At 70.7% G+C, this 16,107-nt stretch carries 17 protein-coding genes; 8 read left to right on the forward strand and 9 right to left on the reverse strand.

What is annotated here, in order from left to right:
• Nucleotides 1-92 precede the first annotated feature (92 nt).
• Both AC6F7H_RS11430 and AC6F7H_RS11435 read left to right on the forward strand, forming a co-directional pair.
• Complete coding sequence (locus AC6F7H_RS11430; RefSeq protein WP_064731883.1) at nucleotides 93-584, forward strand: inorganic diphosphatase; 492 nt, start codon at nucleotides 93-95, stop codon at nucleotides 582-584.
• A gap of 160 nt (nucleotides 585-744) precedes the next feature.
• Nucleotides 745-2,436, forward strand: a complete 1,692-nt coding sequence (locus AC6F7H_RS11435; RefSeq protein ID WP_500756872.1) for a threonine/serine exporter family protein — start codon at nucleotides 745-747, stop codon at nucleotides 2,434-2,436.
• Nucleotides 2,437-2,495: 59 nt separating this feature from the next.
• Here AC6F7H_RS11435 and AC6F7H_RS11440 read toward each other — a convergent pair whose 3' ends face one another.
• Complete coding sequence (locus AC6F7H_RS11440) at nucleotides 2,496-3,455, reverse strand: DedA family protein (RefSeq protein ID WP_500756873.1); 960 nt, start codon at nucleotides 3,453-3,455, stop codon at nucleotides 2,496-2,498.
• A 136-nt stretch (nucleotides 3,456-3,591) separates the two neighbouring features.
• Here AC6F7H_RS11440 and AC6F7H_RS11445 point away from each other — a divergent pair, with 136 nt between their 5' ends.
• Nucleotides 3,592-3,957, forward strand: a complete 366-nt coding sequence (locus AC6F7H_RS11445; protein WP_457460503.1) for a YbjQ family protein — start codon at nucleotides 3,592-3,594, stop codon at nucleotides 3,955-3,957.
• Nucleotides 3,958-4,018: 61 nt separating this feature from the next.
• Here AC6F7H_RS11445 and AC6F7H_RS11450 read toward each other — a convergent pair whose 3' ends face one another.
• Nucleotides 4,019-4,789, reverse strand: a complete 771-nt coding sequence (locus AC6F7H_RS11450; RefSeq protein ID WP_500756874.1) for a MerR family transcriptional regulator — start codon at nucleotides 4,787-4,789, stop codon at nucleotides 4,019-4,021.
• A gap of 130 nt (nucleotides 4,790-4,919) precedes the next feature.
• Between AC6F7H_RS11450 and AC6F7H_RS11455 the strand changes: the two genes are divergently transcribed.
• Both AC6F7H_RS11455 and gad read left to right on the forward strand, forming a co-directional pair.
• Complete coding sequence (locus AC6F7H_RS11455; protein ID WP_500756875.1) at nucleotides 4,920-6,206, forward strand: ion channel protein; 1,287 nt, start codon at nucleotides 4,920-4,922, stop codon at nucleotides 6,204-6,206.
• A 62-nt stretch (nucleotides 6,207-6,268) separates the two neighbouring features.
• A complete protein-coding gene (gene gad, locus AC6F7H_RS11460; RefSeq protein ID WP_500756876.1) occupies nucleotides 6,269-7,678 on the forward strand; it encodes a glutamate decarboxylase in 1,410 nt (469 codons plus the stop codon).
• Here the strand turns inward: gad and AC6F7H_RS11465 are convergent.
• The 6 genes from AC6F7H_RS11465 to AC6F7H_RS11490 form a co-directional block, all read right to left on the reverse strand.
• Nucleotides 7,675-8,403: an ABC transporter permease gene (locus AC6F7H_RS11465; protein WP_500761757.1), complete on the reverse strand. Its 729-nt coding sequence runs from the start codon at nucleotides 8,401-8,403 to the stop codon at nucleotides 7,675-7,677. The genes gad and AC6F7H_RS11465 overlap by 4 nt on opposite strands.
• 35 nt (nucleotides 8,404-8,438) lie before the next feature.
• A complete protein-coding gene (locus AC6F7H_RS11470) occupies nucleotides 8,439-9,443 on the reverse strand; it encodes an ATP-binding cassette domain-containing protein (protein WP_500756877.1) in 1,005 nt (334 codons plus the stop codon).
• 74 nt (nucleotides 9,444-9,517) lie between these two features.
• Nucleotides 9,518-10,159, reverse strand: coding sequence for a PadR family transcriptional regulator (locus AC6F7H_RS11475; RefSeq protein ID WP_500756878.1), 642 nt, complete (start codon nucleotides 10,157-10,159; stop codon nucleotides 9,518-9,520).
• Between the two features lie 25 nt (nucleotides 10,160-10,184).
• Nucleotides 10,185-10,733 carry a DinB family protein gene (locus AC6F7H_RS11480; RefSeq protein ID WP_500756879.1) on the reverse strand — a complete coding sequence of 183 codons (549 nt, stop codon included), beginning with the start codon at nucleotides 10,731-10,733 and terminating at the stop codon, nucleotides 10,185-10,187.
• A 125-nt stretch (nucleotides 10,734-10,858) separates the two neighbouring features.
• A complete protein-coding gene (locus tag AC6F7H_RS11485; protein ID WP_500756880.1) occupies nucleotides 10,859-12,319 on the reverse strand; it encodes an aldehyde dehydrogenase family protein in 1,461 nt (486 codons plus the stop codon).
• 91 nt (nucleotides 12,320-12,410) lie between these two features.
• Nucleotides 12,411-13,247, reverse strand: a complete 837-nt coding sequence (locus tag AC6F7H_RS11490; RefSeq protein ID WP_500761759.1) for a Sco1979 family transcriptional regulator — start codon at nucleotides 13,245-13,247, stop codon at nucleotides 12,411-12,413.
• Between the two features lie 363 nt (nucleotides 13,248-13,610).
• Here AC6F7H_RS11490 and AC6F7H_RS11495 point away from each other — a divergent pair, with 363 nt between their 5' ends.
• Nucleotides 13,611-14,099, forward strand: a complete 489-nt coding sequence (locus tag AC6F7H_RS11495) for an ATP-binding protein (protein WP_500756881.1) — start codon at nucleotides 13,611-13,613, stop codon at nucleotides 14,097-14,099.
• A gap of 99 nt (nucleotides 14,100-14,198) precedes the next feature.
• Here AC6F7H_RS11495 and AC6F7H_RS11500 read toward each other — a convergent pair whose 3' ends face one another.
• Nucleotides 14,199-14,498: a DUF397 domain-containing protein gene (locus AC6F7H_RS11500; RefSeq protein ID WP_500756882.1), complete on the reverse strand. Its 300-nt coding sequence runs from the start codon at nucleotides 14,496-14,498 to the stop codon at nucleotides 14,199-14,201.
• Between the two features lie 446 nt (nucleotides 14,499-14,944).
• On the opposite strand from AC6F7H_RS11500, the gene AC6F7H_RS11505 reads away from it, so the two are divergent.
• Entirely contained in the window at nucleotides 14,945-15,439 is a 495-nt protein-coding gene (locus AC6F7H_RS11505; RefSeq protein ID WP_500761761.1) for a hypothetical protein, read from the forward strand.
• Nucleotides 15,440-15,535: 96 nt separating this feature from the next.
• Nucleotides 15,536-16,084, forward strand: a complete 549-nt coding sequence (locus AC6F7H_RS11510; RefSeq protein ID WP_500756883.1) for a DUF4232 domain-containing protein — start codon at nucleotides 15,536-15,538, stop codon at nucleotides 16,082-16,084.
• The last annotated feature ends 23 nt before the right edge of the window (nucleotides 16,085-16,107 follow it).

The following is a 16,107-nucleotide window of genomic DNA, read 5'->3' on the forward strand; positions in this document are numbered from 1 at the left end:
CTGGCACGACCACCAGCCCCTTTCGCGATCACACACCTGCGTGAGGGACACTTAACCACCAGAACTATGTGCTGATCATGGAGGAGCCACCGGTGGAGTTCGACGTCACGATCGAGATCCCGAAGGGTTCGCGGAACAAGTACGAGGTGGACCACGAGACGGGTCGGATCCGCCTGGACCGTCGCCTCTTCACCTCGACCGCCTACCCGACCGACTACGGCTTCGTCGAGAACACCCTCGGCGAGGACGGCGACCCGCTGGACGCGCTGGTCATTCTCGACGAACCGACGTTCCCCGGCTGCCTGATCCGCTGCCGCGCGATCGGCATGTTCCGGATGACCGACGAGGCCGGCGGCGACGACAAGCTGCTGTGCGTCCCGTCGACGGACCCGCGCGTGGAGCACCTGCGCGACATCCATCACGTGTCGGAGTTCGACCGTCTGGAGATCCAGCACTTCTTCGAGGTCTACAAGGACCTGGAGCCGGGCAAGTCGGTGGAGGGCGCCAACTGGGTCGGCCGGACCGACGCCGAGATCGAGATCGAGCGGTCCTACAAGCGCTTCAAGGAGCAGGGCGGCCACTGAGCCCGTTCTCACGAGACGCGCGACGGGGCGCACGCGGACGCGTGCGCCCCGTCGCGCGTCTCCGTGCGCATACTGGCCCTTGGGGTATGTGGGTCTGTGCACCGGGCCCCGACGGGGAGGCAAGGCCCACGGACGGCGTCGTACAGGGAGCGCAGCGCAGGTGAGGGACACGGAGGAGCGCAAGCCGCAGTCGGACGAGGCGAGGAGTGCCTTCAGCGCTCCCGTCGGGCTGGCGGCTCCGGCCGACACGGAGTCGGCGACGTCGGAGTTCGCCGTTCCGGAGGGACTGGATTTCTCCCCGGTCGGCACGGAGTCCGAGACGACCTCCGAGTTCGCCCTCCCGGAAGGGCTGGAAACCGCCCCGCAGCCGACCGAGGTGGAGGGGTCGGCGTTCAACCCGCCGAGCACGTACAGCGCCCAGCAGGGGCGGGCGGCTTTCACCCCGCCCAGCGGGATGCCGTCCGTCGCCCTGCACCGGGACGTGCCCTGGCAGGACCGGATGCGCACGATGCTGCGCATGCCGGTGACCGAGCGTCCGGCACCGGAGCAGGTGCAGCGGCACGACGACACGGGGCCGGCCGTGCCGCGCGTACTCGACCTGACGCTGCGTATCGGGGAGTTGCTGCTGGCGGGCGGTGAGGGCGCGGAGGACGTGGAGGCGGCGATGTTCGCCGTCTGCCGCTCCTACGGCCTGGACCGCTGCGAACCGACCGTCACCTTCACCCTGCTGTCGATCTCCCATCAGCCGTCCCTGGTGGAGGACCCGGTGACCGCGTCGCGCACGGTGCGCCGTCGCGGCACCGACTACACCCGCCTCGCGGCCGTGTACCAGCTGGTGGACGACCTCAGCGACGACGAGACGCACATCTCCCTGGAGGAGTCCTACCGGCGCCTCGCGGAGATACGCCGCAACCGGCACCCCTACCCCGTCTGGGTGCTGAACGCGGCGAGCGGGCTGCTGGCGGGCTCGGCCTCGATGCTGGTGGGCGGTGGGTTCCTGGTGTTCGTCGCCGCCGCGGTCGGCGCGATGCTCGGCGACCGGCTGGCCTGGCTGTTCGCCGAGCGCGGGCTGCCGGAGTTCTACCAGTTCACGGCGGCCGCGATGCCGCCGGCCGCGATGGGTGTCGCGCTGACCCTGGCCCACGCGGACGTGAAGGCCTCGGCGGTGATCACGGGTGGGCTGTTCGCCCTGCTGCCCGGGCGGGCCCTCGTGGCGGGTGTGCAGGACGGTCTGACCGGCTTCTACATCACCGCCTCCGCGCGGCTCCTGGAGGTCCTGTACTTCTTCGTGGGCATCGTGACCGGCGTGCTGGTGGTGCTCTACTTCGGGGTTCAGCTGGGCGCCCAGCTGAGCCCCGACGCGGCACTCGTCCTCACCGAGCGGCCGCTGTGGCAGATCGCCGCGTCGCTCGGGCTGTCGCTGGCCTTCGCGGTGCTGCTCCAGCAGGAGCGGTCCACGGTGCTGCTGGTCACCCTCAACGGCGGGGTGGCCTGGGTGGTGTACGGCGCGATGCACAACGTGGGCGACATCTCACCGGTGGCCTCCACGGCCGTGGCGGCGGGGCTCGTGGGGCTGTTCGGGCAGTTGCTGGCCCGGTACCGGTTCGCTTCGGCGCTGCCTTACACCACGGCGGCCATCGGGCCCCTGCTGCCCGGTTCCGCCACGTACTTCGGTCTGCTGGCGATCGCTCAGAACAAGGTGGACGCGGGGCTGGTGTCCCTCTCGAAGGCCGTGGCGCTCGCGCTGGCCATCGCGATCGGGGTGAACCTCGGTTCGGAGATCTCCCGGCTGTTCCTGCGGATCGGCTCCGCCGAGAAGCGCAGAGCGGCGAAGCGGACCCGCGGCTTCTGACGCCGGATGCCCGGGCCCTCGAGGACCCGGGCATCCGGAAGCGGACTCGGCGGTGCGGCTCAGTAGCCCCGGTCGTAGGGCTGCTGCTGGTCGTGGTCCGGGCCGTGGCCCTGGGGGTGCCCCTGCCCCTGGGGGTACCGCTGGTCGAAGTACGGGTCGTAGCCGCCCTGGCCGTTGCCGTACGGCGGCTGGGGGCGCTGGGGCTGCGGGTTCTGCTGCTGCGGGTAGCCCTGGTCGCCGTAGGGCTGCTGGGGCTGCCGGGCCCGCTGCGGCGGCTGACCGGCCGGGGTGATGCGGCGCAGCTGGGTCGTGGCGTCGTCCATGACCGGCGGCCGGTCGTACGGGGTCCGCCGGTCGTACTGGTGGTGCTGCGGGGCGGCCGGGTCCTCGGCGGCGGCACGCTTCTTCTTGCCGCGTTCCCGCAGGTACTCGACGATGATCGGGACCACCGAGAGGAAGACGATCAGGATGAGGATCGACTCGACGTTGTTCTTGATGAAGGAGATCTGGCCCAGCCAGTAGCCGGCGACCGTGATGCCCGAGCCCCAGGCGACGCCGCCGATGACGTTGTACGTGAGGAACGTGCGGTACTTCATACGGCCGGCGCCGGCCGTGATGGGGGCGAAGGTGCGCACGATCGGCACGAAGCGGGCCAGGACGATCGCCTTGGGACCGTACTTCTCCATGAACTCGTGGGCCTTCTCCAGGTTCTCCTGTTTGAAGAGCTTGGAGTTGGGGCGATTGAAGATCTTGGGTCCGAAGAACTTGCCGATCATGAAGCCGACCTGGTCGCCCAGGACGGCGGCGATCACGATCAGCGTGCACACCAGCCACAGCGGCTGACTGATGTAGTTGCCCTCCGCCACGAAGAGGCCCGCCGTGAACAGCAGGGAGTCGCCGGGCAGGAACGCGAAGAATCCGGACTCGGCGAAGACGATCAGCAGGATGCCGGTAAGGCTGAAGGTCTCGATCAGATAGTCCGGGCTCAGCCACTCGGGGCCGAGCGCAAGGGTGGTCACGGGATTGTGGCTCCTGCTGCTTGAGGGGGACGGGCGAGGCTGGCTGCCAAAACTTATCAACGCAGCCGTCCCGGCCCAGGTTCCACGGGGCGTATCCAGGATTGCACCGTGCCTCCTCCCCGGCGAAGCTGGGGCCATGGGCATCGAAGAGTACGGCGGTGGGCAGGGCCCCGGGCCCGACGTCCTGGTGGTCACGACGAACGACGTGCCGGGGCACCGGGTGCAGGAGGTCATCGGTGAGGTCTTCGGCCTCACCGTCAGGTCCCGGCACATCGGCAGCCAGATCGGCGCCGGCCTGAAGTCGATGGTCGGCGGCGAGCTCAAGGGGCTGACCAAGACGCTCGTGCAGACCCGCAACCAGGCCATGGAGCGCCTGATCGAGCAGGCCCGCGCACGGGGCGCCAACGGCGTACTGGCGTTCCGTTTCGACGTCACGGACGCGGCGGACGTGGGCACCGAGGTGTGCGCGTACGGCACCGCGGTGGTGCTCGTCCGCGAATGACCGCGCGGCACACCGCCCGCTCCCCGGCAGGAGTCGGACGGTGCTCCGCACCCGTACGGGCTCAGCCGCCGTGCCGGGCCGCGTTCGCGACGATCGCGTCGCGCAGGTAGGCCGCCAGACCGGGCCGGATGTCCTCGTACGTCCGGGTGAAGCGCGGGTCGGCGACGTACATCTCGCCCAGGCAGGTGTGCATCTCGTGCCCGCAGTCGTAGTACGCGCGTGTGATGAACCGCCGGTGCTCCTCCGCCGTGTCCATCGCCTCCTCGGCGTCGGCCGGGGTGCCGGCCGACATCAGGTCGGCCATGCGCAGATGGATGGCGTTCAACTCCTCGGTGACGCGTTTCCAGTCGTCCTTGGTGTAGGACGCGGTCCGCTGCCGGGACTGCCGGTAGGCGTCGGTGTCGCCCCAGCGCTCCCGCACCTCGTCCTCGTACTGGTCCGGGTCGAAGTCCCCGAACACCTCGAACTTCTCCTCGGGCGTGAGATCGATGCCCATGTCGCGTGCCTCCATGGCGTGCTCCACGGCCGCCGCCATCTTCCGCAGCCTCTCGATCCGGGCGGTCAGCAGGTCGTGCTGCCGGCGCAGGTGTGCGCGCGGGTCTGCTTTTCCGGTGGCCTGATCGTCGAGCAGGGCGGCGACCTCGTCGAGCGGGAAGCCGAGCTCCCGGTAGAACAGGATCTGCTGCAGCCGGTCGAGGTCTGCGTCGCTGTAACGCCGGTGCCCCGCGCGGTTGCGCTCGCTCGGGGTGAGCAGGCCGATGCCGTCGTAGTGGTGCAGGGCACGCACCGTGACCCCGGCGAAACCGGCGACCTGTCCCACGGAGTAGCTCACTTCCGCTCCCTTCTCGGTACGCACTCCACCCTGGGACCTCACGCCACGTGAGGTGCAAGCCGGTTTCCCACTTCTGGCGCCACAACCGTTTTGTCCATATGGGAACGCTTTATCCGACTATCGTGTGCGCGTGGCCCAGGACAGCGCGCAGCAGGAACCCTCCGCCACCCCGGCGCCCCGGGCACGCACCCTGCTGCCGTCCGTCGTGCCCGCGCTGATCGTGGGGGTGGTGGCGAGCCTGCTGCTGGTGGGCGTGAGCTCGGCGGCCGGGCAGCTCCAGGACGTGCTGTGGCAGGACCTGCCGGACGCGCTCGGGGTCGGCGGGTACTCCGTGCCGTGGATGTTCGCCGTGCTCGTCGCCACCGGGGTCGCGGTCGGTCTGGTGGTGTGGAAGGTGCCGGGTCACGCCGGCCCCGATCCGGCGACCACCGGCCTCGACGCCCCCGTGCTGCCGCCCGTGGTGCTGCCGGGGCTGCTGCTGGCCACCGCCCTGATGCTGGCCGGCGGGCCGAGCCTCGGGCCCGAGAACCCGATCATCGCCGTGAACGTCTCCCTGGCGGTCCTGCTGGGCACCAGGGCGTTCCCCCGGACCCCGGAGCGCGGCTGGGTGGTGTTGGCGGAGGCGGCGACGATCGGCGCGCTGTTCGGTACGCCGGTGGCCGCGGCGCTCGTCGTCTCCGAGGCGCTGGCGGGCCGACGGATCAAGGGACAGCTCTGGGACAGTCTCTTCGCGCCGCTGGTCGCCGCGGGGGCCGGTGCGCTCACCGTCACCCTGGTGTCGCGGCCGAGCTTCGACCTGCACCTGCCGCCGTTCGGCCGGCCCGGCTGGGCGGACCTGTTGTCGTCGCTCGTCATCGCCTCGGTGGGCGCACTGCTCGGCATGTGCGCCGTCCGAGCCCTCCCGTACGTCCACGGGGCGTTCCGGCGGCTGCGGCATCCCATGCTGATGCTTCCGGCCGGTGGGGTGGTGCTGGGCGCGCTGGCGGCCCTGGGCGGGCATCTGACGCTGTTCAAGGGGCTCGACGAGCTCGCCGAGCTGGCGGCCGACCCCGGGGGCTGGTCGGCGGGCCAGTTCGCCACGATGACGGTGGTGAAGCTGGCCGCGCTGCTCGTCGCCGCGTCCTGCGGGTTCCGGGGTGGGCGGATCTTCCCGGCCGTGTTCGTCGGCACCGCGCTCGGGCTGTGCGCACACGCCCTGGTGCCCGGTGTGCATCCGGCGGTCGGCGTGTCGGCAGGGGTGCTGGGGGTCCTGCTGGCCGTCACTCGCCAAGGCTGGGTGAGCCTGTTCGTCGCCGCCCTCCTGGTCGCCTCGCCGGGCGTCCTCGCCCTCCTGTGCATCGCGTCGCTCCCGGCCTGGCTGCTGGTGACGGGACGCCCCCTGATGCAGCTGCGGACGGACGGGACCTCGGTCCGATGACCCCACTCACTGCGTTTCCCCCGCTTCCCGCATCCCCACCGCACGGACCCCCGGAGGCATCCATGCCGCTGCACACCGAACCCCGGCGCGACGAGCGCCCCTTGTCCGTCAACCCCTTCCTGGGGGCGGCGAACCCCGTCGGGGACATGACCGAGGCGCCGCCCAAGCACCGGATGCCCGACGCGCCGATGGCGCCCTCGACGGCGTACCAGCTGGTGCACGACGAGCTGATGCTGGACGGCAACGCACGGCTGAACCTGGCCACCTTCGTCACCACCTGGATGGAGCCGGAGGCCGGCGCCCTGATGGCGGAGTGCCGGGACAAGAACATGATCGACAAGGATGAGTACCCGCGCACCGCCGAACTGGAGCGGCGCTGCGTGTCGATGCTCGCGGAGCTGTGGCACGCGCCCGACCCGGCGGCCGCCGTGGGCTGTTCGACGACCGGTTCGAGCGAGGCGTGCATGCTCGCCGGAATGGCGCTCAAGCGCCGCTGGGCGCGGAACAACGCCGACCGGTACCCGTCGAAGGACGCCCGGCCGAACCTCGTCATGGGCGTCAACGTCCAGGTCTGCTGGGAGAAGTTCTGCTCCTTCTGGGAGGTGGAGGCCCGTCAGGTGCCCATGGAGGGTGACCGGTTCCACCTCGACCCGCGGGCCGCCGCCGAACTGTGCGACGAGAACACCATCGGCGTCGTCGGCATCCTGGGCTCCACCTTCGACGGGTCCTACGAGCCGATCGCGGACCTGTGCGCGGCGCTGGACGAACTCCAGGAGCGCACCGGCCTCGACGTCCCGGTGCACGTCGACGGGGCGTCCGGCGCGATGATCGCGCCCTTCCTCGACGAGGACCTGGCGTGGGACTTCCGCCTCCCGCGCGTGGCGTCGATCAACACCTCGGGGCACAAGTACGGGCTGGTCTACCCGGGCGTCGGCTGGGCACTCTGGCGGGACGCGGACGCCCTGCCCGAGGAACTGGTCTTCCGGGTGAACTACCTGGGCGGCGACATGCCCACGTTCGCGCTGAACTTCTCCCGGCCGGGCGCCCAGGTCGTCGCGCAGTACTACACCTTCCTGCGGCTGGGCCGCGACGGCTACCGGGCCGTGCAGCAGGCCGCGCGGGACGTGGCCCGCTCCCTCGCCGACCGGATCGGGGCACTCGGCGACTTCCGGTTGCTGACCCGGGGCGACGAGCTGCCGGTGTTCGCGTTCACGACCGCGCCGGAGGTGACGGCGTTCGACGTCTTCGACGTGTCCCGGCGGATGCGGGAGAACGGCTGGCTGGTGCCCGCGTACACCTTCCCGGCGAACCGCGAGGACCTGTCGGTGCTGCGGGTGGTGTGCCGCAACGGCTTCTCCGAGGACCTCGCCGACATGTTCGCCCAGGACCTGATCCGCATCCTCCCGGAGCTGCGCCGGCAGCCGCACCCCCTCACCCACGACAGGAACGCGGCCACCGGCTTCCACCACTAGCGGCTGAGCCGTGCGAACCTCCGTACCGCCAGCGGGAAGAACACGGCGAGCAGGGCCAGGGGCCAGGCGACGGCCGCCCACACGTGCCCCGGCTCGCCGCCGGGGCTGCCGAACAGGTCGCGTACGGCCGTGGCGGTGTGGGACATCGGGTTCCACTGGACGACCGTGCCGAGCCAGCCGGGCATGGACTCGGGCGCGGCGAAGGCGTTGGACAGGAAACCGACCGGCCAGACCAGGATCTGCACCGCCTGCACCAGCTCGGGCTTCCCCGCCACCAGCGCCAGGTGGATGCCGATCCACAGCATCGCGAACCGGAACAGCAGGAGCAGTCCCACGGCACCCAGGAATCCGGCCGGGCCGCCGTCGGTGCGCCAGCCGAGCGCGGCGGCGACGGCCAGGAGCACCACCAGGCCGATCGCCGACTGGAGCATGTCGGCGGCGGCACGGCCCACCAGGACCGCGCCGTCGGCCATCGGCATCGAGCGGAAGCGGTCGACGACGCCCTTGTTCAGGTCCTGGGTGACGGCGACCATCGTGCCCTCCAGGCCGAAGGCCATGGTGAGCGCCAGCATGCCGGGGACCAGGTAGTCGAGGTAGTCGCCGCTCACGCCCCGGCTGCCGCCGACCAGGTGGCCGAACATCAGCAGCAGCATCACCGGGAAGACCAGGTTCACCACCACCGCCACCGGCTGCCGTCCCCAGCGGGCGAGTTCACGGCGGGTCATGGTCCAGGAGTCGGTCAGGGCGTACGTCGTGGTGGTCACGCGGCCTCCTTCACTCGCTCGTCGCGGCCGGTCAGGCGCAGGAACACCTCGTCGAGCGTGGGCCTGCGCAGGGCGATGTCCTCGGCCTCGACGCCCGCCTCCTCCAGTGCGCGGACGATCCCGGCCAGGGCCGCCGCGCGGTCGGTGGCCGGGGCGCTCAGCAGCCGCCGGTCGGTGTCCACGGTGACCGCGTCCTTCGGTACGGGCAGCAGGGCGACGGCCGTGCCCAACTGCCCGGCGTCGCGCAGGACGACGTCGACGCGGTCGCCGCCGACGGCCGCCTTGAGCTCGTCCGCCGTGCCGCCGGCGATGACCCGGCCGGCGTCCACGACCGAGACGCGGTCGGCGAGCTGGTCGGCCTCCTCCAGGTACTGGGTGGTGAGCAGGACGGTCGTACCGCCGTCGACCAGGGAACGGACCGAGTCCCACACCTCCGCGCGGCCATGGGGGTACCCCCTGCTCGAGCGAAGCCGAGAGCTTGGGGGAGGGTCCAGGCCGGTGGTCGGTTCGTCCAGGAAGAGCACCTCCGGTTCGGTGATCAGGGAGGCGGCGAGGTCCAGTCGGCGCCGCATGCCTCCGCTGTACTGCCGTACCGCCTTGCTGCCGGTGTCGGCGAGGTCGAAGCGCGCCAGGAGTTCGTCGGCCCGCGCGCGGGCGCGTCGCGCGCCCAGGTGGTGCAGGCGGCCGAACAGTTCGAGGTTCTGCCGGCCGCCGAGCTCCTCGTCGAGTGCCGCGTGCTGGCCGAGCAGGCCGATGCGCAGGCGTACCGCGTACGCCTCGCGCACCACGTCGTGGCCCGCCACCTCGATCCGGCCCGCGTCGGGCCGCAGCAGGGTGGCCAGGATCCGGACCAGGGTGGTCTTGCCCGCGCCGTTCGGGCCGAGCACTCCGTGCACCGTGCCGCGCGCGACCGTGAGGTCGAGCCCGTCCAGCGCGGGGCCACTGCTGCCGCCCCTGTATGTCTTGCGTGCTTCCTCGACGGTGATCGCCGCGTCGGACACAGAAACTCCCTTGCTAGTCAAACTTGACTAGCAGCCCGGACCGTACAACCGGACCGCCCATTGGTCAAACTTGATTAGCGAGAGTCTCCGGGGTGCCGCTCCCCCGTCGCGTACGGGTTCTCCTGGTCCTCGGCCAGGACGCCGACGAACGGCTCGCCCTCCCCGGCGAAGGTGTAGGCCCCGGCCTCGATCCGCCCGATCAGCCCCCTGGTCCACTCGGCCTCGGCGTCGGCCGTGTGCACCCACAGGTTCATGATCTCGCCGATGTGCCCCAGCTGCTCGGGTCCGCCCTCGGGCACGTAGTGCTCGGTGACCGCGGCCCGCCACTCCTCGATGCGCCGGGTCCGCTCCTCGAGCAGCGCCGTCGCCTCCTGCCGCGGCAGGTCGACGACGAAGCCGATGGCCGCCGACTTCACGTCCGTCTTCTGGTCGTAGGCGACGAGCGCCTCCCGCAGCAGCGTGAAGTACTCCTCGTCACCCGCCGGGGTGATCTCGTACTCGGTGCGCGGGGGGCCGCCGGCCGTCGAGGGCGCGATCTCGTGCGCGTGCAGCAGTCCTTGCTTCGCCATCTGCTTCAGGGCGTGGTAGATCGAGCCGGGCTTGGCGTTGGACCACTCGTGCGCGCCCCAGTACTCCAGGTCGTTGCGCACCTGGTAGCCGTGGGCCCGCCCGTGCTGGCGCACCGCGCCGAGCACGAGGAGACGGATCGCTGACATGCGGTCCAGCGTAGGACGCCGCGGCTCACTCCCAGGAGCTGCCCTGCTCCTTGGCGGCCAGTTCGAAGGCCGTGGCCCCGTCCAGGGATTCGCGGATGATGTCGGCGTGGCCGGCGTGCCGGGCGGTCTCGCGGATCAGGTGCAGACACAGCCAGCGCATCGAGAGCCGTTCGTCCTTCGGGTTCCAGGACGTCTTCGCCAGCAGGAAGGTGTCGTCGAGGCTGGGCACCGAGCGGACGAACGACTCCGTCTCGGCGGACACCTTCCCGTAGGACGCGAGAGTGGACTCCACGGTCTCGTCGCCGACCAGCACGAAGCACTCGTGCCAGTTCGACTCGTCCCGGTGGACGGCCGGCGGTTCACCCTTGGCCCGGGCGATCCAGCCCTGCTCGACCTCGGCGACGTGCTTGAGCAGTCCGGCCAGGGACAGCTCACTGGCACTGGGGCGGGAGGACGCCTGCTCCTCCGTGAGGCCGAGCAGCGCCCGCCGGACGCCACCGCGCTGCTCGGCGATGAAGGCCAGGAGCGCTCCGCGCTCGTCGCCCCGCTCCTCGGGACCCACGTGAATGACCATGACCGGCTGCCTTCCGTCGTTCCGTCGTTCCGCCGCAGGTGGCCCCTGCCGGCTGACACCGACGACGCTACGGGCCGACGAGGACAGGAGCTGTCCTCATCGGCCCGGGCGGAAGGAGAGGGGGGTCAGAACGGGAAGCCGCTCCTGCCGTGCTGGACCGAGATCCACTTCGTCGTGGTGAACGCGTCCAGCATCGTGTCGCCGTTCAGCCGCCCGATGCCCGAGTGCTTCTCGCCCCCGAAGGGGACGATCGGCTCGTCGTGCACGGTGCCGTCGTTCACGTGGAACATGCCGGTGTCGATCTGCTTGGCGAAGTTCACCCCGCGCTCGATGTCACCGGTGTGCACGGCCCCGCTCAGGCCGTACGGGGTGTCGTTGACGAGGCGGACGGCCTCCTCCTCCCCGTCGAAGGGGACCAGGAAGACGACCGGGCCGAACACCTCCTGCTGGAGCAGGGCCGAGTCGGCGGGGACACCGGTGAGCACGGACGGCTCGAGCAGGTTGTCGGTCCGCGTGCCGTGCGCCAGCGCGGTCGCGCCCTCGGCGAGCGCCTGCTCGACGACACCGGCCAGGGCGTCCGCCTGCTGCGAGTTGATCACCGGGCCGATGACGGTCTCGGGGTCGCGCGGGTCGCCGACCTTGAGGGACGTGACCTTGGCGACGAACTTCTCGGTGAACTCGTCGGCCACCGAGCGGTCCACCAGCACCCGGTTGGCGGCCATGCAGACCTGCCCCTGGTGGACGTACCGGCTGAAGACGGCCGCGTCGACGGCGTAGTCGACGTCCGCGTCGTCGAGGACCACGAGCGCGCTGTTGCCGCCGAGTTCGAGGACCGAGCGCTTGAACAGGGAGGCGCAGACGGTGGCGACATGGCGGCCGACCTTGTCGGAGCCGGTGAAGGAGATGACCTTCGGGACCGGGTGCTCCAGGAAGGCGTCGCCGATCTCCGCGATGTCCGTGATCACGACGTTCAGCAGGCCGCCCGGCAGGCCGGCGTCCTCGAAGATCCTGGCGATCAGCGAGCCGCCGACGATCGGGGTGTTCTGGTGGGGCTTGAGCACCACGCCGTTGCCGAGCGCCAGCGCCGGGGCGACCGACTTCAGCGACAGCAGGAACGGGAAGTTGAAGGGGCTGATCACGCCCACGACGCCGACGGGCACGCGATAGACACGGTTCTCCTTGCCGTCCACCGGCGAGGGGATGATCCGGCCCTCCGGGCGCAGCGCCAGGTGCACCGCCTCGCGCAGGAACTCCTTGGCGAGGTGCAGCTCGAAGGCGGCCTTCAGGCGCGTACCGCCGAGTTCGGCGACGATCGCGTCGGAGATCTCCTCCTCGCGCTCCTCGACCAGTCTGAGCGCCTTCTCGAACACCGCACGGCGGGCGTAGGGGTTGGTCGCCGCCCACTGCTTCTGCGCGCGGGCCGCCGCGCGGTACGCCTCGTCGACCTCGTCGACGGTGGCTATCGTGATCGACGCCAGCTTCTCGCCGTCGTACGGATTGAAGTCGATGATGTCCCAGGAACCGGTTCCCGGGCGCCACTCACCGTCGATGTACTGCTGAGCCAGGTCGGTGAAGTACGACGACATGTGATCCCTCAACCCCTCGATCCCTCGCTGCCGGATCGGGCCCGCCCCGACCGGCTCCACGGTTCTGATCGATCGTCATCGTACTTCTGTTTCAAGAGAGTTGGATGAGTCCACGGAGAAGGTCCCGGCTCTCCGACGGCCCCGGACTGTCCTGTTGGAGCTCCTTGAGCGCCTTCTCGTACTGGGCGACGTCCTCGGCCTTGTCGAGGTACAGCGCGCTCGTCAGCTGCTCCAGGTAGACGACGTCCGACAGATCGGACTCGGGGAAGCTGAGGATGGTGAACGCGCCGGACTCGCCGGAATGGCCGCCGAGGCCGAACGGCATGACCTGCAGCCGGACATGGGGCCGTTCGGACACCTCGATCAGATGCTGGAGCTGGCCCCGCATCACCTCGCGGTCCCCGTACGGGCGGCGCAACGCGGCCTCGTCGAGGATGACGTGGAACTCGGGGGCGTTCTCGGAGACCAGGTACTTCTGCCGCTCCAGGCGCAGCGCCACCCGCCGTTCGACGTCGGCCTCGCTCGCGCCCTGCATGCCGCGCCGGACCACCGCGCGCGCGTATTCCTCGGTCTGCAACAGGCCGTGCACGAACTGCACCTCGTACGCCCTGATCAGCGCGGCGGCGCCCTCGAGGCCCACGTAGGTGGGGAACCAACTGGGCAGCACGTCCGAGTAACTGTGCCACCAGCCCGCGACATTGGCCTCCCGGGCCAGGGAGAGGAGCGAGGCGCGCTCCTGCTCGTCCGCGATGCCGTACAGCGTCAGCAGGTCCTCCACGTCCCTGGTCTTGAAGCTCACCCGGCCCAGCTCCATCCGGCTGATCTTCGATTCGGAGGCGCGGATCGAATAACCCGCGGCCTCTCGCGTGATTCCCCGAGCCTCACGCAGTCGCCTGAGTTGTGATCCGAGCAGCATGCGCCGCACCACCGATCCCGGCTCTCCCGCGCTCACGTTCGCCAGCCTCCCCAACGTCTGTCAGGGCCCGAAGTCTGCCACTAAAACACTCCGAGCAGTACTCGACCGGTTACGGAAACGGAATCGAGCCAGGGGTTTCGCTCGGGAAGGAGCACGGTTCAGACAACAGGAGAGGCCGATGAGGCAGAAAGACGAAGGAAAGGTGACGGAAAAATTGACCAACAAGCGGTACGGGCGGGACGATTTCGGTCAGCTGCACGTGCATCTGCCCTTGCATCTGCCTTGCGCATCGGAAACCATGGCCTTCGCACCACCGCCGTATCGCTACGACCGCGAATTCCGGGAGTGCCTCGCATGGGGACGAATGGATCAACCATGCTCGAGCCGTTACGGCAGGGCCTTCCGCCGCTGGACCCCGCGGCCGTGTCCGACGCCGCATCCTGCTCCCTCCCGGCCCGCCACGAAGCGGTGCGCGAGGCCCGCCGGTTCACCCGGAAGACCTGTGACCAGTGGGACGTGGGCGACCGTTTCGACGATGTGTGCCTGGTCGTCTCCGAGCTGGTGACCAACGCCCTGCGGCACGGCCTGCCGGCCGAAGTGCCACGGCCGAGGGGGCAGGAACCGCCGGTGCGGCTGCATCTGATGCGGTGGACCGGGCGGCTGGTGTGCGCGGTGCGCGACCCCGGCCACGACAGTCCCGTCACCGGCGAGGCGGGCGACTTCTCCGCCGAGTCGGGCCGCGGACTGCTGCTGGTCGAATCGTTCAGCGACAGCTGGGGCTGGCAGCCGATGAGGGGGGCACTCGGCGGCAAGGTGGTCTGGGCCCTGTTCCGGCTCCGCGGTCCGTCGTACGACATGACGTGACATGACGTACGACGTGACGCGGCACGGTGCCGCGCGCGGGCACCGCGTTCTCTCTACGCGCGTCACCGCCCCGGAACCGGGGTGCGGGAGGCCACCGGGTCAGCCGACGACGAGATGGTCGAACTCGCCGTCCTTGACGCCGAGCAGCATCGCCTCGATCTCCGCGCGGGTGTAGACGAGCGCGGGCCCCTCGGGAAAGCGGGAGTTGCGCACCGCCACCTCGCCCCCGGGCAGCCGGGCGAACTCCACGCAGGATCCCTGCGAGTTGCTGTGCCGGCTCTTCTGCCAGGCCACGCCGTCCAGCCCGGTGGCCGCCATGCCGTTGTACACGCGGGACGCGCCGGCGCCGTCGTACACGTCCCCCTCGTACACGTCGCCGTCGTACACGTCGTGGTCCACAGGTCGCTCCCCGGTGTGCACTGGCTGGTGTGGCCATTGATGCAGTGGTCAACTGATCCGGATCATAGCTTTGTTCATGTGCAAATGCATGGGCAGATGCACGTGCACGTGGGGTGCTCCTGCGGTTACAGCATTGCCGCCGGGTCCGCCGAACCCCCGCCTGGAAGTGAGACGCACACGGGGGCTCTCCTGTTCCCTCGTGTGCCTTCGTGTGTCCTTCGGTTCTCCACTTGGTCCTGCAAGCGGTCTCTTTTTTCGGTGCGCGGTGTCACCGGGGCTGGTGGGGTGCCGGGTACGTCCTGTTAGCTGGCTCCGGCCGTTCCGGCCGACGGGGCCGACTGCAGCTGCCGACTACGGCTAGGGGGCTTGCGGTGACATCTAGGGGGCTTGCGGTGACATCGGTGGATCAGGGGATCGCGGGGGCGTGCACCGCGGCGGGCCGGCGCATGCGGATCGCGTACGCGGCCATGGGGCTGGCCGGCGCGCTGGTGCTCGCCGGGTGCGGCGGTGACGGCGACTCCCGCGACGACTCCGCGACCGGCGCCACACCGTCCACCACGACCGCCCCCGGGTCCGGCGGCGGCACCGGGTCCGGGTCCGGCGGCTCGGACGCGACCGGCGCCCCCGCGGGCACGCTGGAGGGCAGCTGGTTCACCACGGCCGGGGGCAAGGCCGTGGCCCTGGTGTTCACCGGCGACCAGGCGGCCCTTTTCGCCACGGGCGGCACCGTGTGCAGTGGCACCGCGCGGGAGGGCGCCGGGGCCTCGACGATCAGTCTGAAGTGCCCGGACGGCAAGGCGGACCGGGCCAGCGGCACGGTCGACTCCGTGAGCGGGTCCACCCTGAAGGTCACCTGGGAGAGCTCCCTCGGCACCGAGACGTTCACCAAGGCCGAGGGCGGCCGACTGCCGGCGGGGCTGCCGACCGCGGGGCCGGCATAGGACCCGCCGTGCGGGACCCCGCCCTCCGGATGCGCCGAGAGGGCCTCCCGGGGTGTGATGATCTGGGGGCTGCTCCACGACCCCAGGGGAATCCTCATGCGCGCCATGCAGACCACCGTCATCGCCGTCACCGCCCTCCTCCTGCTGACCGCCTGCGGCGGCGAGGGCGGTGGTGACGGGGCGAAGGACGACGCGAAGCAGGAGAGCGGGGCCTGTTCGACCGCGACGGTGAGCATGGAAGTCGGCCCCGCGAGCGAGGCCCCGGCCGCCGGTGACACCGGCGAGGTCCCCGTGAACCTCGTCAACCAGGGCCCCTCCTGCATCCTGGACGGCTTCCCCGCGGCGAGCCTGGTGGCGGCAGGGGGCGAGCCCGTCGCGCTGGCACCGACGGACGGTGCCACGGCCCAGAAGCTGACCCTGACCGAGGGCGGGTCCGCCTCCTTCACGATCACCTACGTGCGCGGACCGGAGGGCGCCGGCCGGAGCCTGGACGCGAAGACCCTGGAGATCGGCCTCCCCGGCGACTCCGCCACCCGCGAATTCCGCTGGTCGTACGGCCCGGTGGCGAACCAGGGCGAGGGCACGGCAACGGGGACGGGCGCGGCCGACGCGACCGTGAGCGCCTTCCAGCGGTCGGGGGACTGAGCGGGCGGTGACCGATCGGGCAC

This window comes from Streptomyces sp. MMS24-W38 (assembly GCF_059889265.1).

Bases quoted from the DNA above. Each gene is read 5' to 3' on its own strand.
- AC6F7H_RS11445 (WP_457460503.1), top strand. From the start codon at position 3,592: ATGGGCATCGAAGAGTACGGCGGTGGGCAGGGCCCCGGGCCCGACGTC.
- gad (WP_500756876.1), top strand. From the start codon at position 6,269: ATGCCGCTGCACACCGAACCCCGGCGCGACGAGCGCCCCTTGTCCGTC.
- AC6F7H_RS11465 (WP_500761757.1), bottom strand. From the start codon at position 8,403: ATGACCCGCCGTGAACTCGCCCGCTGGGGACGGCAGCCGGTGGCGGTG.
- AC6F7H_RS11475 (WP_500756878.1), bottom strand. From the start codon at position 10,159: ATGTCAGCGATCCGTCTCCTCGTGCTCGGCGCGGTGCGCCAGCACGGG.
- AC6F7H_RS11480 (WP_500756879.1), bottom strand. From the start codon at position 10,733: ATGGTCATTCACGTGGGTCCCGAGGAGCGGGGCGACGAGCGCGGAGCG.
- AC6F7H_RS11485 (WP_500756880.1), bottom strand. From the start codon at position 12,319: ATGTCGTCGTACTTCACCGACCTGGCTCAGCAGTACATCGACGGTGAG.
- AC6F7H_RS11495 (WP_500756881.1), top strand. From the start codon at position 13,611: ATGCTCGAGCCGTTACGGCAGGGCCTTCCGCCGCTGGACCCCGCGGCC.
- AC6F7H_RS11505 (WP_500761761.1), top strand. From the start codon at position 14,945: ATGCGGATCGCGTACGCGGCCATGGGGCTGGCCGGCGCGCTGGTGCTC.
- AC6F7H_RS11510 (WP_500756883.1), top strand. From the start codon at position 15,536: ATGCGCGCCATGCAGACCACCGTCATCGCCGTCACCGCCCTCCTCCTG.